This window comes from Erwinia sp. STN24, assembly GCF_041320675.1.
GTDB classification, from domain to species: domain Bacteria; phylum Pseudomonadota; class Gammaproteobacteria; order Enterobacterales; family Enterobacteriaceae; genus Erwinia; species Erwinia aeris.
In genome coordinates, this window is the sequence record NZ_JBGGPM010000004.1 from 13,447 (window position 1) to 27,677 (window position 14,231).

Sequence of the window (14,231 nt, forward strand, 5' to 3'; positions counted from 1 at the left end):
ATTAATGTTTCCCTTCGGGCTGTAGCGAACGGTCAGGCGTTAGTCGACCTGCTTAACGTCCACGCGCAGTTCTTTCGGCACTTCAAACACGATATTCTCTTCACGGCCGATCAGCTCGATGGCCGCTTCGCCGCCCAGCTCGCGCAGACGCTGGATAACCTGCTGCACCAGAATATCCGGTGCGGAAGCGCCCGCCGTGACGCCCACGCAGCCGACGTCCTTGATCCAGGCTTCCTGGATATCGTCCGCCGAATCGATCAGCCGCGCCAGTTTGCCCGCGCGCTGGGCCAGCTCGGCCAGACGGTTGGAGTTGGAAGAGTTGCGTGAACCGACCACCAGCACCACGTCCGCATCCTTCGCCAGCGTGCGTACCGCTTCCTGACGGTTAGTGGTGGCGTAGCAGATATCATCTTTACGCGGCCCGACGATCTTCGGGAAGCGATCGCGCAGCGCGTCGATTACTTCGGAAGTGTCATCCACGGAAAGCGTGGTCTGGGTCATAAAGCAAAGGTTATCTTCGTTTTTGACCTGGAGCTTGTATACGTCCGCAGGCGACTCCACCAGATACATGCCGCCAGCCGGATTGCTGTACTGACCCATGGTGCCTTCCACTTCCGGGTGCCCGGCATGACCAATCAGGATCGCTTCCGTGCCCTTACGGCTGGCGCGCGCCACTTCCATATGCACCTTGGTCACCAGCGGACAGGTGGCGTCAAACAGCATGGTCAGGTTGCGCGCTTTGGCTTCCGCCCGCACCGCCTGAGAAACGCCGTGCGCGGAGAAGATCAGGATCGAGTCGTCCGGCACTTCGCTGATTTCTTCAATGAAGATAGCGCCGCGCTGGCGCAGGCTGTTAACCACGTAACGGTTGTGCACCACTTCATGCCGCACGTAGATAGGCGCGCCATACATCTCCAGCGCGCGCTCTACGATGCTGATGGCGCGATCGACGCCGGCACAAAAGCCACGTGGATTAGCCAGCAGGATTTGCATGGTTCGCCTCCAGTACCGGATCAATTTCCAGCACTTCTACATCAAAGTGAATCGTTTGTCCGGCCAGCGGATGGTTAAAGTCCACGGTAATCGAATCCCCGGAGATTTCGCGGATTACGCCCGGCATTTCGTTGCCGTCCATGCCGCTGAACAGCATGATGGCGCCGACTTCCGGTTCGCCCGCTTCCGTAAAGTCACGGCGCGAAAAATACTGGATCAGATCCGGGCTGGCCTGGCCGAAAGCGGCATCCGGGCCGAGCGAAAACGCTTTTTTGTCGCCGGGCTTCAGGCCCAGCAGCTGCTCTTCCAGCTCGCCGGACAGGCTGCCGTCGCCCAGGCTGAACAGCGCGGGCTTGCCGTTATCCCGCGTTGATTCCGCCGTGGAGCCGTCGGCGAGTTTTAAGGTGAAATGCACCAGCACCGCGCTGTTACGCTGTACAGAATCAGTCATGCCCTGCCCTTTTGGCTTTGCCGGCGGGCGTTAAAAAGCCCTCCAGCACGATCAGCGCGGCACCGATACAGATGCCGCAGTCTGCGATATTAAACGTGGCAAAATGCCAGTCGCCCACGTAGAAGTCGATAAAATCGACCACAAAGCCGTGGTAAGCGCGATCGAACAGATTGCCCAACGCGCCGCCAATAATCAGCGCGTAAGCGATATTGTTCAGCTTCTTGCTGGCTTCGGTGCGGTACATCATCACCAGCAGCGCGACGGCAATCGCCACCGCAATCGCGGCGAAGAACCAACGCTGCCAGCCGCCTTTATCCGCCAGGAAGCTGAACGCCGCACCGTAGTTGTGCGCGTAGAAAAAGTTAAAGAACGGCATCACCGACATCGACTCGTGCAGCATCAGCGTATTCATAATCCACTGCTTGCTGCCGAAGTCGACGGCGATCACCACCAGCACCAGCCACAGCCAGCGCAGTCCGGTCGAAAAAATCGGCCTGTTCATCAGGCGAACTTACGCTGTTCGCCAGCGCCGCTGACGTTGGTGACGCAGCGGCCACAGATTTGCGCTTCCCGATCGATATCGGTCGCGTAGTGCCAGCAGCGCGGGCACTTCTCGCCTTCCGCTTTATGCAGCGCGATCTTCAGGCCTTTTACCAGCTCGCTTTGCTGAGCTTCGGACGTGGCCAGCGCATAATCCGCGACCTGGGTGCCGGAAGTCAGCAGCACGAAACGCAGCTCGTCGCCCAGGCTGGTCAGCTTCTGCGCCAGGTCGGCGTCGGCATACAGCGTGACGGTCGCTTCCAGCGAGCCGCCCACGCGCTTGTCGGCGCGCGCCTGCTCAATGACCTTGTTGACTTCGCCGCGCACTTTCAGCAGCTCCGCCCAGAAACCATCGTTCATCGACTCGCTTTCCGCCAGACCAAACAGCCCGTCGAACCACTCTTCGGTAAAGACATACTTCTCACGTTTGCCCGGCAGCTCGTTCCAGATTTCATCCGCGGTAAACGACATGATCGGCGCCATCCAGCGCACCAGCGCTTCCGCGATGTAGTAGAGCGCGGTCTGGCAGCTGCGACGCGCCAGGCCGTCGGCTTTGGCGGTGTACTGACGGTCTTTGATGATATCCAGGTAGAAGGAGCCCATCTCAACCGAGCAGAACTGCATCAGACGCTGCACCACTTCGTGGAAGTCGTAGCTGTCGTAAGAGGCGACAATCGCATCCTGCGCGGCTTTCGCGCGGCCTACGGCCCAGCGATCCAGCACCACCATCTCTTCCGGGCTGACCATATCCGTTTCCGGGTTGAAGCCGTTCAGGTTAGCCAGCAGGAAGCGCGCGGTGTTACGGATACGACGATAGGCATCCGCAGAGCGCTTCAGGATTTCGTCCGATACTGCCATTTCGCCGGAGTAGTCGGTGGAAGCCACCCACAGGCGCAGAATATCGCCGCCCAGCTTGTTCATTACGTCCTGCGGCGACACGGTGTTGCCGATCGACTTGGACATCTTGCGGCCCTGACCGTCCACGGTAAAACCGTGCGTCAGCACCTGGCGATAAGGCGCCTTGCCTTTCATCGCCGTGGAAATCATCAGCGAGGACATAAACCAGCCGCGATGCTGATCCGAGCCTTCCAGATACATATCCGGCGTGTGGCCTTCAAATTCCGGACGCGCATCCACCACCGAATAGCTGGTGGAGCCGGAATCGAACCATACGTCCAGCGTATCCGGCACCTTGACGTAGTTTTCCGCGTCGTCGCCCATCAGCTCCTTCGCGTCCAGATCCCACCAGGCCTGGATGCCGTCCTGCTCGACGCGCTGCGCCACTTTTTCCATCAGCGCCAGCGTATCCGGATGCAGCTGCTCGGTCTCTTTATGCACGAACAGCGCCATCGGCACGCCCCAGGTGCGCTGGCGTGAAATACACCAGTCGGGACGGTTGGCAACCATAGATTCGATCCGCGCCTGGCCCCAGTCCGGGATCCACTGCACGCCTTTGATCTCTTTCAGCGACTGCTCGCGCAGGCCTTTCTGATCCATGCTGATAAACCACTGCGGCGTGGCGCGGAAAATGATGGGCGTTTTGTGACGCCAGCAGTGCGGATAGCTGTGCAGCAGTTTTTCCACGTGCAGCAGCGCGCCTTTTTCACGCAGCAGCTCAACGATCATATCGTTGGCTTTAAAGACGTTTACGCCATCCAGCGTCGGGTAAGTGCCCGGCAGGTAGCGTCCATCCGGGCCGACCGGGTTGGCCGCTTCGATACCGTATTTCTGTCCGATAACGTAGTCGTCCGGGCCGTGGCCTGGTGCCGTATGCACCGCACCGGTACCCGCTTCCAGCGTTACGTGCTCGCCCAGCACCACCGGAGAAGTGATGTCGAGGAAAGGATGACGGAAAGGCTGCAGCTCCAGCGCCGCGCCTTTGGCTTCGCCCAGCACCTGCCAGTCGCTGACGCCGGCACGTTTCATCACGCTTGCCACCAGATCTTTCGCCAGGATCAGCGCGCGCCCTTCGATCTGCACCAGCTGGTAGTCAAATTCAGGGTGCAGAGAGATAGCGCGGTTAGCCGGCATGGTCCACGGCGTGGTGGTCCAGATAACCAGCGAGATCGGGCCTTCTACGCTGTCAGCGCCGAATTTAGCACGCACGGCGTCGGCATCTACCGCGTTGAACATCACGTCGATAGAAGGCGAGGTTTTGTCGTAGTACTCCACTTCTGCTTCCGCCAGCGCGGAGCGGCAGTCCAGGCACCAGTGCACCGGCTTGGCGCCTTTATGCAGGTGGCCGTTGCCGATGATTTTGCCCAGCGCGCGAATGATATTGGCTTCGGTCTGGAAATTCATCGTCAGGTAAGGACGATCCCAGTCGCCCAGCACACCAAGACGGATAAAGTCTTTTTTCTGGCCTTCAACCTGCTCTGCCGCATAGTTACGGCACGCCTCGCGGAATTCAGCCGCCGTGACCTTCTCGCCCGGCTTGCCGATCATCTGCTCGACCTTGTGTTCGATAGGCAGACCGTGGCAGTCCCAGCCCGGCACATAAGGCGAATCGAAGCCCGCCAGGCCTTTGGACTTAACGATAATGTCTTTCAGAATCTTGTTGACGGAGTGACCAATATGAATGCTGCCGTTCGCGTAGGGAGGGCCGTCATGCAGGATAAAGGTTTTTTTCCCTTTTTTGGCTTCGCGGATGATGCCGTACAGATTGTCAGCATACCAACGTTGCAGCATTCCCGGTTCGCGTTTGGCCAGATCGCCACGCATCGGGAACCCCGTTTCCGGCAAATTCAGGGTAGATTTATAGTCACTCATCAGATTCTCGATTCCGTATTCCGCTTCTGTTTAAACCGGTGCGCTCAGCCCAAAAAAAGTTCGGGCCGCCACCACGTCTTTAGCAATTTGCTCTTTGAGCGCGTCAAGCGAGGAAAAACGCTGCTCGTTTCGTATTTTTTCGCACAGCACCACTTCTATATGGCGCCCGTACAGGTCAATTGCAACGTCCAGCAGATGCACTTCCAGCTGCTGACGTATGCCCGCTACCGTGGGGCGCGTGCCGATATTGGCGACGCCGGGCAGCGGCTTGTCGCCCAGGCCGCGGACCTCGACGGCATACACGCCTTTTACCGGCGAAACATAGCGTCTTAACGGCAGGTTAGCGGTGGGAAAGCCGATGGTGCGGCCCAGCGCGTCGCCGTGCACTACGCGGCCGGAGATGCTGAAAGGGTGCCCCAGAAGCGTGGCCGCCAGCGGCAGATTGTCTTCCGCCAGCGCCTGGCGCACCGCCGTGCTGCTGATGCGCTTGCCGTCGTCGCAAAAAGTCTGAGTGCTGATAACGTCAAAACCGTAGTCGGCGCCCGCTTTCTGTAATAACAGGAAATCCCCTTCGCGACCAGCGCCAAACCGGAAATCGTCGCCGACCGCCAGCAACCGTACGCCCAGCTTATCGACCAGCAGATCGGCGACAAAACTGTGTGCCGACAGCGCGGCAAAGCGTCGGTCGAAACGCAGGCAAAGCACCGCGTCCACGCCCGCCTCGTCCAGGTAGCGAAGTTTTTCGCGCAGTCGCGTCAGCCGCGCAGGCGCTTTATCGGCCGCAAACAGTTCCAGCGGCTGCGGCTCGAACAGCATCACCACCACCGGTAAATTACGTTTACGCCCTTCCTCGCGCAGCCGGGACAGTAGCGCCTGATGGCCGCGATGTACGCCATCGAAATTGCCAATGGTGAGAACGCAGCCGCGATGCTGCTCCCGGAGGTTATGTATGCCGCGGATAAACTTCATGGCTGGCTCAGGTTCGTGGAAATCGGCGGATTATACCAACTACCACCAGGAAGGTTAACCCGCGAATGCGCCTTTACCGCGTTAATGCGGGCTTTTTCTGTCGCGGCTGACGGGCGATACCATTTTTCTTGTGAATAAGCTGTATTCATCGCCATGAAGCTGGTAGAATCTTGCGCCATCGAAACGTAACCAGGTGTCGTTGTTTCAGCGGCGCTTATTTGCACAAATCCATTGACAACCACGGGCTAAAGAGGCATATTCCTCGGCCTTTGAATTGTCCTCATAGAACTATTTGGGAGTTGGACCTTGGCTAATATCAAATCAGCTAAGAAACGCGCCGTAACGTCTGAGAAGCGTCGTAAGCACAACGCTAGCCGTCGTTCAATGTTGCGTACTTTTATCAAGAAGGTATACGCGGCTATCGCTACTGGCGATAAAGCAGCTGCGCAGACTGCATTTAATGAAATGCAGCCTATTGTGGACCGTCAGGCAGCTAAAGGCCTGATCCACAAAAACAAAGCGGCACGTCATAAAGCAAACCTGACTGCTCAGATCAACAAACTGGCTTAATCGCCCGTCTGTTAATCAGCTTTGATAAAGAAACCTGCTCAGGCAGGTTTTTTTATGCCCGGCGTTTGGCTCCGGGCTTTTTTATGTCCGCCATTCGGCCCCGGCCTGAGTTTGCCGCCTCCTGAACGCCGGCCTTAGCCGCAAGAGACAACGGCAAGCGGTGAGCCTGCCGTCGTCCTCAATCAGCGCAGCTTGATACGCAGCAGCGTATAGCCTACCAGCGCAGAAACAATCGAGCCGGTAAGAATACCCAGCTTCGCCAGCGTCACCATCTCCTCATGCTGCGCATCGAAAGCCAGCGAGGCGATAAATATCGACATGGTAAAGCCAATCCCGCACAGCACGCCGATGGCGCAAATATCCTGCATACGCGTGTTTTCCGGCAGCGCCGCGATGCGCAGCCTGACGGCCAGCCAGCAGATTAGCGTGATACCTAACGGTTTGCCGATAAACAACCCTAAAATAATGCCCAGCGGCACGGCGGAGAACAAACCGTCCAGCGAGACGCCGCTCAGCGAAACGCCGGCATTGGCGAAGGCAAACAGCGGCAGGATCAGCCAGCTGACCCAGGGCGCAAGCCCGTGAGCCAGGTGGATAGCCGGAGAATGGCCGTTCTGTTTCTCCAGCGGCACAAAGAAGCCGACAATCACGCCGGCCAGCGTGGCGTGCACGCCCGACTTCAGCACCGCTACCCACAGCACCATGCCAACCAGCATATAAATAGCGATATTACGCACGCCCAGCCGGTTCAGTAACGCCAGCACCACGATAGCCCCGGCGGCCACGCCAAGCGAAGCCAGCGACAGATCCTGCGTATAAAAGAAGGCGATGATCAGGATAGCGCCCAGGTCATCAATCACCGCCAGCGCCATAAGAAACATTTTCAACGCTGGCGGCACGCGGCTGCCCAGCAGCGCCAGAATACCCAAAGCAAAAGCGATATCCGTGGCGGTAGGAATAGCCCAGCCGTGAACGGCCAGCGGATCGTTATGATTGAGCAGGGCAAAAATCGCGCCGGGCGCGATCATGCCGCCAATAGCCGCAATCAGCGGGAACATGGCCCGTTCACGCGTGGCCAGCGAGCCGGAAACCAGCTCGTGTTTGACTTCCAGCCCAATCATCAAAAAGAACAGCGCCATCAACGCATCGTTGATCCACAGCAGCAGATTTTTGCTGATATCCAGCGAGCCAAAACGGAATTCCACCGGCATGGCAAGAAGAGACTGGTAGGCTTGTTGGGTGCCGGCCGAATTGGCCAGATACATAGCGATAGCGGCAGCGATAATCAATACCACGCCGCCGGTTGCTTCATTATTGAGTAATCGCTTAATCGCGGATTTCATTGCAATCTTTCCTGATAAACAAATCGTGCGGCCTGACAGCATACGCGTTTCTGACGGCAGGAAAAACGGTTTGCGGTGGTTTATCGGGCAAAAAGGCTGCCGGAGAAATTATTTACGAGGCGCGCCGCATCGCGCTGTTAACGCCCTTAACCGGATAAAACGGGCATGACATGATGTCGGCATTATTTTTCTGATTCAGGATCGATGATGAAAACCCTTTCGCCTGTACCGCATGATGGACTATTTAAAACTTTTCTGACTAATACCGACACTGCGCGGGATTTTCTGTCGTTCTATCTGCCGCCGGAGCTGCTTGAAATCTGCGATATCACCACCTTGCAGCTGGAGTCGGGCAGCTTTATTGAAGAGAATTTGCGGACTTATTTCGCCGACGTGCTCTATTCATTGCGGACCAGTAACGGCACGGGCTATATCTATACGCTAATAGAGCACCAGAGCAGTTCGGATAAGCATATGGCCTTCCGCCTGATGCGCTACGCGATAGCGGCTATGCAGCGACATATAGAGGCGGGACACACGGCGCTGCCTTTGGTCGTCCCGCTGCTGTTTTGTCATGGTCGCGCCACGCCCTGGCCCTATACCACAGACTGGACGGCGCTGTTCGCTGAGCCGGAGCTGGCCCGACGGCTCTATACGCGAAGCTTTCCGCTGATTGACGTCGGCGCGATGGATGATGCGGATATCATGAAACACCGCCGGATGGCGATGCTGGAGCTGCTGCTGAAGCACGCCAGAACGCGCGACCTGGCGGAGCTGACGGAACAGTTGGTGACCCTGTTGCTTGCAGGTTATACTACGAACGAGCAGTTAGTAACCTCAATGAACTGGATGATGCAAACCGGCACGGCGGGTAATCCGGAAAAGCTGCTGCAGGAGCTGACCAGCCATTTATCGTCACAGGAGGACGTGTTGATGACTATTGCAGAATACCTTGAACAAAAAGGATTAACTAAAGGGCTTCAAAAAGGGCGAACCGAAGGCGAGCGCGAGGCCACGCTAAAAATTGCCCGCGCCTTGCTACAGAATGGCATTGCCCCCGACACGGTATCGAAAACAACCGGCCTGTCGGAGCAGGAACTCACCAGCCTCAGCCAGGCTAACCCAACGGCGTAGCCCCGGCGCTGACCCCTTTGCGCTTGCCATAAAAAACGGGCAGTTTAAGCCGCCCGTCTGGTTCTGCACGCTATAAAGGCTAGCGGGTCAGATCGTCAAAGAATTTCTTCACGCCGTCGAAAAAGCTTTTCGAACGCGGACTGTTCTTCTCGCCGCCCACGCCGCCAAAGCTCTCTTCCAGCTCGCGCAGCAGGCTTTTCTGCTTCTCGCTCAGGCTGACCGGCGTTTCCACGACCACACGACACAGCAGGTCGCCCTGCGCGCCGCCGCGTACGGATTTAACGCCTTTGCCGCGCATACGGAACAGTTTACCGGTCTGCGTTTCCGCAGGCACTTTCAGCTTAACGCGCCCGTCCAGCGTCGGCACTTCGATTTCGCCGCCCAGCGCCGCCATTGCAAAGTTGATCGGCACTTCGCAGTACAGGTTATTCTCTTCACGTTCAAAGATAGGATGCTTGCGCACCTGCACCTGAACGTAAAGATCGCCCGCTGGTGCGCCGTGCTCGCCCGCTTCGCCTTCGCCTGAAAGACGGATGCGGTCACCGGTATCCACGCCTGCCGGGATTTTTACCGACAGCGTTTTAGAACGCTCTACGCGGCCATGTCCATGACAGGCGTTGCAGGGATCTTTGATAACGGAACCGCGACCGTGACAGGTCGGACACGCCTGCTGCACGGTGAAAAAGCCCTGACGCATCTGGACCTGACCCTGACCGTGACAGGTCGGACAGGTTTGCGGCTGCGTGCCCGCTTTGGCGCCGCTGCCGTGGCAGACGTCGCACTCTTCCAGCGTAGGGATGCGGATCTCTTTGGACACGCCGCGGACGGCTTCTTCAAGCGTCAGCTCCATGTTGTAGCGCAAATCGGCGCCGCGCGCAGCACGCTGCTGACGGCGTCCTCCGCCGAAGATATCGCCGAACACGTCGCCAAAGATATCGCTGAAGTCTGCGCCGCCGCCGCCAAAACCGCCGCCGCCGCCGCCACCCATGCCGCCCTGTTCAAAGGCTGCATGACCGTACTGGTCATAAGCCGCACGCTTCTGCGCATCAGTCAGAATTTCGTAGGCTTCTTTGACTTCTTTAAATTTTGCTTCTGATTCTTTGTCGCCCGGATTGCGATCGGGGTGATGCTTCATCGCCAGGCGTTTATAGGCCTTTTTGATTTCGCGCTCGTCCGCCGATCGCGAAACGCCCAAAATCTCGTAGTAGTCTTGCTTCGCCATTGTGGTGATCCTGCCCTAAATATGCGTGAACGGGCGTGGAGAACACTCCGACGCCCGTAGGTTTCACTGGGGGCCTTGCGGCCCGCCGTGCCCGCTCAAGGGCGATTATTTTTTGTCTTTAACTTCTTCGAACTCGGCGTCGACCACGTCGTCGTCTTTCTTCGCGGAAGCGTCGGCTGCATCAGCTGCGCCGCCAGCGGCCTGCTGCTGCTGAGCGAACTCCATCAGCTTGCTGGAGACTTCCATCAGCGCCTGCATTTTCGCTTCGATTTCCGCTTTGTCTTCGCCTTTCAGCGCGGTGTTCAGATCGGTCAGCGCGGCTTCGATTGGCGCTTTGTCGTCCGCAGGCAGTTTGTCGCCCGCTTCGTCCAGCTGCTTACGGGTGCTGTGCGACAGATGATCGGCCTGGTTGCGAACCTGTACCAGCTCTTCAAACTTACGGTCTGCTTCGGCGTTAGCCTCGGCGTCGCGCACCATTTTTTCGATTTCATCGTCGTTCAGACCAGAAGAAGCCTTGATGGTGATCTTCTGCTCTTTACCGCTGTTTTTGTCTTTCGCAGAGACATGCAGAATACCGTCGGCGTCGATATCGAAGGTCACTTCGATCTGCGGCATACCGCGTGGCGCTGCCTGAATGCCGTCCAGGTTAAACTGGCCCAGCGATTTGTTGTCCGCCGCGCGCTTACGCTCACCCTGCACCACGTGAATGGTTACCGCAGACTGGTTGTCTTCCGCCGTTGAGAACACCTGGCTGTGCTTGGTCGGGATAGTGGTGTTCTTGGCAATCAGCGCGGTCATCACGCCGCCCATGGTTTCGATACCCAGGGACAGAGGAGTAACGTCCAGCAGCAGCACGTCTTTCACGTCGCCTGCCAGCACGCCGCCCTGGACCGCTGCGCCTACCGCTACCGCTTCGTCCGGGTTCACGTCTTTACGCGGCTCTTTGCCGAAGAACTCGGCCACTTTCGCCTGCACCATTGGCATACGAGTCTGACCGCCGACCAGGATAACGTCGTTGATGTCGGAAACGGACAGGCCAGCATCCTGCAGAGCCACTTTCAGCGGCTCGATAGAACGGCTCACCAGATCTTCTACCAGCGATTCCAGCTTCGCACGGGTCACTTTGATGTTCAGGTGTTTAGGACCTGTTGCATCAGCAGTGATGTACGGCAGGTTAACGTCGGTCTGCTGTGCGGAAGAAAGCTCGATTTTCGCTTTTTCTGCCGCTTCTTTCAGACGCTGCATCGCCAGCGGATCGTTGTGCAGATCGATGCCCTGATCTTTCTTAAATTCTGCTACCAGATAGTTGATCATACGGCTGTCGAAGTCTTCGCCGCCCAGGTGGGTGTCACCGTTGGTCGCCAGCACTTCGAAAGTTTTTTCGCCGTCAACTTCATCGATTTCGATAATAGAGATATCGAACGTACCGCCGCCCAGGTCATATACCGCGATAGTACGGTTGCCCTGGCCTTTGTCCATACCGTAAGCCAGCGCGGCTGCGGTTGGTTCGTTGATGATACGTTTTACGTCCAGACCTGCGATACGGCCGGCATCTTTGGTCGCCTGACGCTGCGCATCGTTAAAGTAGGCTGGTACGGTGATAACCGCTTCGGTTACCGGCTCGCCCAGGTAATCTTCCGCCGTTTTCTTCATTTTTTTCAGCACTTCAGCAGAAACCTGCGGCGGTGCCATTTTCTGGCCTTTTACGTCCAGCCATGCGTCGCCGTTGTCGGCGCCAACGATCTGGTAAGGCATGATTTTAATATCACGCTGCACTTCTTCGTCCTGGAAGCGACGGCCAATCAGGCGCTTGATCGCAAACAGGGTGTTCTGTGGGTTAGTCACGGCCTGGCGTTTAGCAGGCTGACCAACCAGCGTTTCACCATCCTGGGTGTAAGCGATGATGGATGGCGTAGTGCGATCGCCTTCCGCATTCTCCAGTACACGCGCTTTGCCGCCATCCATGATCGCGACACAAGAGTTTGTTGTACCTAAGTCAATACCAATAATCTTGCCCATCTAAACGTCTCCCACTTAAATTCATTTCAAATCAGGTTATGCACACTTAATGCGGGCGGTTTTGGCCGTTTCAACTCCCGGCTTCACGCTTTTTTTCGCTACATAACCCTGGATGCCAAATAAGATGGGGCCTGCGCGCCCGGCATCAAGGGGCGAGTTAAAAAAAATTTCGTTTTTATCCTTATGGCAGATCAATGTCGCCCGCCCGGCGGCTCTTTATGATGCCGCGCGCTTTGCAGGAAAGCGGCGGTCAGCCGCCCTGCCCGCGACTCTTCTTAATTTCTGTTATAGCTGAGGACTTATGCATAACAACAAACTGGCCAATCCTGGGCCGCTGGGCCTGATGGGGTTTGGGATGACCACCATACTGCTGAACCTGCACAACGCAGGATTTTTCCCGTTAACGTCCGTGGTGCTCAGCATGGGCATTTTTTTTGGCGGCCTCGCGCAGATCCTGGCTGGCCTGCTGGAATATAAAAAAGGCAACACTTTCGGCCTGACGGCGTTTACCTCCTATGGCTGCTTCTGGCTTAGTCTGGTCGGCATGCTGCTGCTGCCGTCGCTGGGGCTGGCTGCGCCGACGGATGCGGTTTTTCTTGGCGTCTGGCTGGCGCTGTGGGGCATTTTCACCCTGTTTATGTTCTTCGGCACGTTGCAGGCCAACCGCGCCTTGCAGTTTGTCTTTGCCAGCCTGACGCTGCTGTTCGCGCTGCTGGCGACTGGCAATATCAGCGGCAGCGAGCGCATTCTGACGCTGGCCGGTTTCGAAGGCATTATTTGCGGCGCGAGCGCGATCTATCTGGCGGTGGCGGAAGTGATCAACGAACAGCTGGCGCGCAAGGCGCTGCCAATTGGCGAGGTAACGCGAGCATAAAAAAAGCCCCGTGTGGATAATCACGGGGCCTGTCTTTTAGCGAATGCTGACCTGATTTAATAACGGTTGCCTGTCGCTACGCAGCAGCCAGCCGCCCAGCACAAAGCCCATCGCCGCCAGGCTCAGCACGTACCAGAGCGGCGCCATGGGTGTCAGCTTCATGATAAAAGTGACGCAAATGGGCGTCAGCCCACCAAAAATGGCGTAGGCGACGTTATAGGAGAACGAAATGCCGGTGAAGCGTACGTCCGCCGGAAACGCTTTAACCATGATAAAAGGGGTGATGCCCACTACCCCTACGCACAGGCCAGCCAGCGCATAGGCGGCATAAAGATACTGTGGCGCAGCCGCGGCCACGTAAAAAAAGCAGGCGCTGCCGCCCGCCAGCAGCAGGCTGCCGACCATCAACGTCTTACCCGCGCCGAAACGATCTGCCGCCGCGCCCGCCACCACGCAGCCGATAAGTAGCATAACGGTCGCCAGGCTATTGGCCTGTAAAGTTTGCGCCGCCGGTAGCCCATAGGTTTTTTGCAGCAGCGCGGGTGCCATCAAAATGACCACCACAATGCAGGCGGAAAGCAGCCAGGTCAGCAGCATGGAAACGATCACGCTCCGACGATGCGCCCTGACGATGGTTTTCAGCGGCAGCTCCTGCGCCAGCGCCTTGCGTGCCTGCATTTCCGTAAAGACCGGCGTTTCATGCAGCCAGCGGCGCAGATAAAGCGCGATCAGGCCAAAAATCCCGCCCAGAAAAAAAGGAATGCGCCAGCCGAATGTCGCGATGCTTTGGGCCGACAGCGTGGTGGCGATCAGCGTGGCAACCAGCGATCCCAATAAAATACCCGCCGTCAGTCCGGCGGTCAGCGTGCCGCAGGCGAAACCGATCCGTTTTTCCGGCACGTGCTCCGCCACAAAAACCCAGGCACCGGGCACTTCGCCGCCGATGGCCGCGCCCTGTAACAGGCGCAGCAGCAGCAGCAGTACGGGTGCCGCCACGCCCAGCGACGCATAGTCAGGCAGCAGCCCCATCGCCAGCGTCGGCAGGGCCATCAGCAGGATGCTCAGGCTGAACATTTTCTTCCTTCCCCTGCTGTCACCAAAATGCGCCATGATAATGCCGCCAAGCGGCCGCGCCAGATAGCCTGCGGCAAAGATGCCGAAGGTCTGCATCTGTCGTAGCCAGTCGGGGATATCAGCCGGAAAGAAGCGTTCGCCTATGACCGCCGCGAAAAAAACAAAGATGATAAAATCATAGAACTCCAGCGCGCCGCCCAGGGCGGCCAGAGAGAGGGTTTTGTAATCCTGCCGGTTCAATCGGCGAGTGCTGTTATTGTGCATAATCGTCGC

The 14,231-nt window shown here is 57.6% G+C and carries 12 protein-coding genes; 3 read left to right on the forward strand and 9 right to left on the reverse strand.

The window, feature by feature from the left end; translation table 11 throughout:
• Positions 1-39 precede the first annotated feature (39 nt).
• Genes ispH through ribF form a run of 5 tightly spaced genes read right to left on the reverse strand, consistent with a single transcriptional unit; the run spans position 40 to position 5,722 of the window.
• On the reverse strand, positions 40-993 hold the full coding sequence (ispH, locus tag ACA373_RS14745) for a 4-hydroxy-3-methylbut-2-enyl diphosphate reductase (protein WP_370734729.1): 954 nt from the start codon (positions 991-993) through the stop codon (positions 40-42).
• Positions 974-1,444, reverse strand: a complete 471-nt coding sequence (gene fkpB / locus ACA373_RS14750) for an FKBP-type peptidyl-prolyl cis-trans isomerase (RefSeq protein ID WP_253455374.1) — start codon at positions 1,442-1,444, stop codon at positions 974-976. Before fkpB ends, ispH begins: the two co-directional genes overlap by 20 nt.
• Positions 1,437-1,946, reverse strand: a complete 510-nt coding sequence (lspA, locus tag ACA373_RS14755; RefSeq protein ID WP_253455375.1) for a signal peptidase II — start codon at positions 1,944-1,946, stop codon at positions 1,437-1,439. The genes fkpB and lspA overlap by 8 nt, the downstream gene beginning before the upstream one ends.
• Positions 1,946-4,753, reverse strand: a complete 2,808-nt coding sequence (ileS, locus tag ACA373_RS14760; protein ID WP_301252443.1) for an isoleucine--tRNA ligase — start codon at positions 4,751-4,753, stop codon at positions 1,946-1,948. The genes lspA and ileS overlap by 1 nt, the downstream gene beginning before the upstream one ends.
• Before the next feature lie 30 nt (positions 4,754-4,783).
• On the reverse strand, positions 4,784-5,722 hold the full coding sequence (gene ribF, locus ACA373_RS14765) for a bifunctional riboflavin kinase/FAD synthetase (RefSeq protein WP_253455377.1): 939 nt from the start codon (positions 5,720-5,722) through the stop codon (positions 4,784-4,786).
• Between the two features lie 306 nt (positions 5,723-6,028).
• On the opposite strand from ribF, the gene rpsT reads away from it, so the two are divergent.
• Positions 6,029-6,292, forward strand: coding sequence for a 30S ribosomal protein S20 (rpsT, locus tag ACA373_RS14770; protein WP_125290520.1), 264 nt, complete (start codon positions 6,029-6,031; stop codon positions 6,290-6,292).
• Positions 6,293-6,474: 182 nt separating this feature from the next.
• On the opposite strand, the gene nhaA is transcribed toward rpsT, so the two are convergent.
• Positions 6,475-7,635 carry a Na+/H+ antiporter NhaA gene (gene nhaA / locus ACA373_RS14775; RefSeq protein ID WP_253455378.1) on the reverse strand — a complete coding sequence of 387 codons (1,161 nt, stop codon included), beginning with the start codon at positions 7,633-7,635 and terminating at the stop codon, positions 6,475-6,477.
• Positions 7,636-7,839: 204 nt separating this feature from the next.
• Here nhaA and ACA373_RS14780 point away from each other — a divergent pair, with 204 nt between their 5' ends.
• A complete protein-coding gene (locus ACA373_RS14780; protein ID WP_301252440.1) occupies positions 7,840-8,769 on the forward strand; it encodes an Rpn family recombination-promoting nuclease/putative transposase in 930 nt (309 codons plus the stop codon).
• 79 nt (positions 8,770-8,848) lie between these two features.
• Here ACA373_RS14780 and dnaJ read toward each other — a convergent pair whose 3' ends face one another.
• Both dnaJ and dnaK read right to left on the reverse strand, forming a co-directional pair.
• Positions 8,849-9,991 (reverse strand): molecular chaperone DnaJ, encoded by a 1,143-nt coding sequence (gene dnaJ, locus ACA373_RS14785; RefSeq protein ID WP_301252438.1) that lies wholly within the window; start codon positions 9,989-9,991, stop codon positions 8,849-8,851.
• Between the two features lie 105 nt (positions 9,992-10,096).
• Positions 10,097-12,010: a molecular chaperone DnaK gene (gene dnaK, locus ACA373_RS14790; protein ID WP_253455380.1), complete on the reverse strand. Its 1,914-nt coding sequence runs from the start codon at positions 12,008-12,010 to the stop codon at positions 10,097-10,099.
• A 301-nt stretch (positions 12,011-12,311) separates the two neighbouring features.
• On the opposite strand from dnaK, the gene satP reads away from it, so the two are divergent.
• Positions 12,312-12,884, forward strand: a complete 573-nt coding sequence (satP, locus tag ACA373_RS14795) for an acetate uptake transporter (protein ID WP_370734730.1) — start codon at positions 12,312-12,314, stop codon at positions 12,882-12,884.
• Between the two features lie 36 nt (positions 12,885-12,920).
• Here the strand turns inward: satP and ACA373_RS14800 are convergent, their stop codons facing one another.
• Positions 12,921-14,222, reverse strand: coding sequence for an MFS transporter (locus tag ACA373_RS14800; RefSeq protein ID WP_370734731.1), 1,302 nt, complete (start codon positions 14,220-14,222; stop codon positions 12,921-12,923).
• Positions 14,223-14,231: the final 9 nt, after the last annotated feature.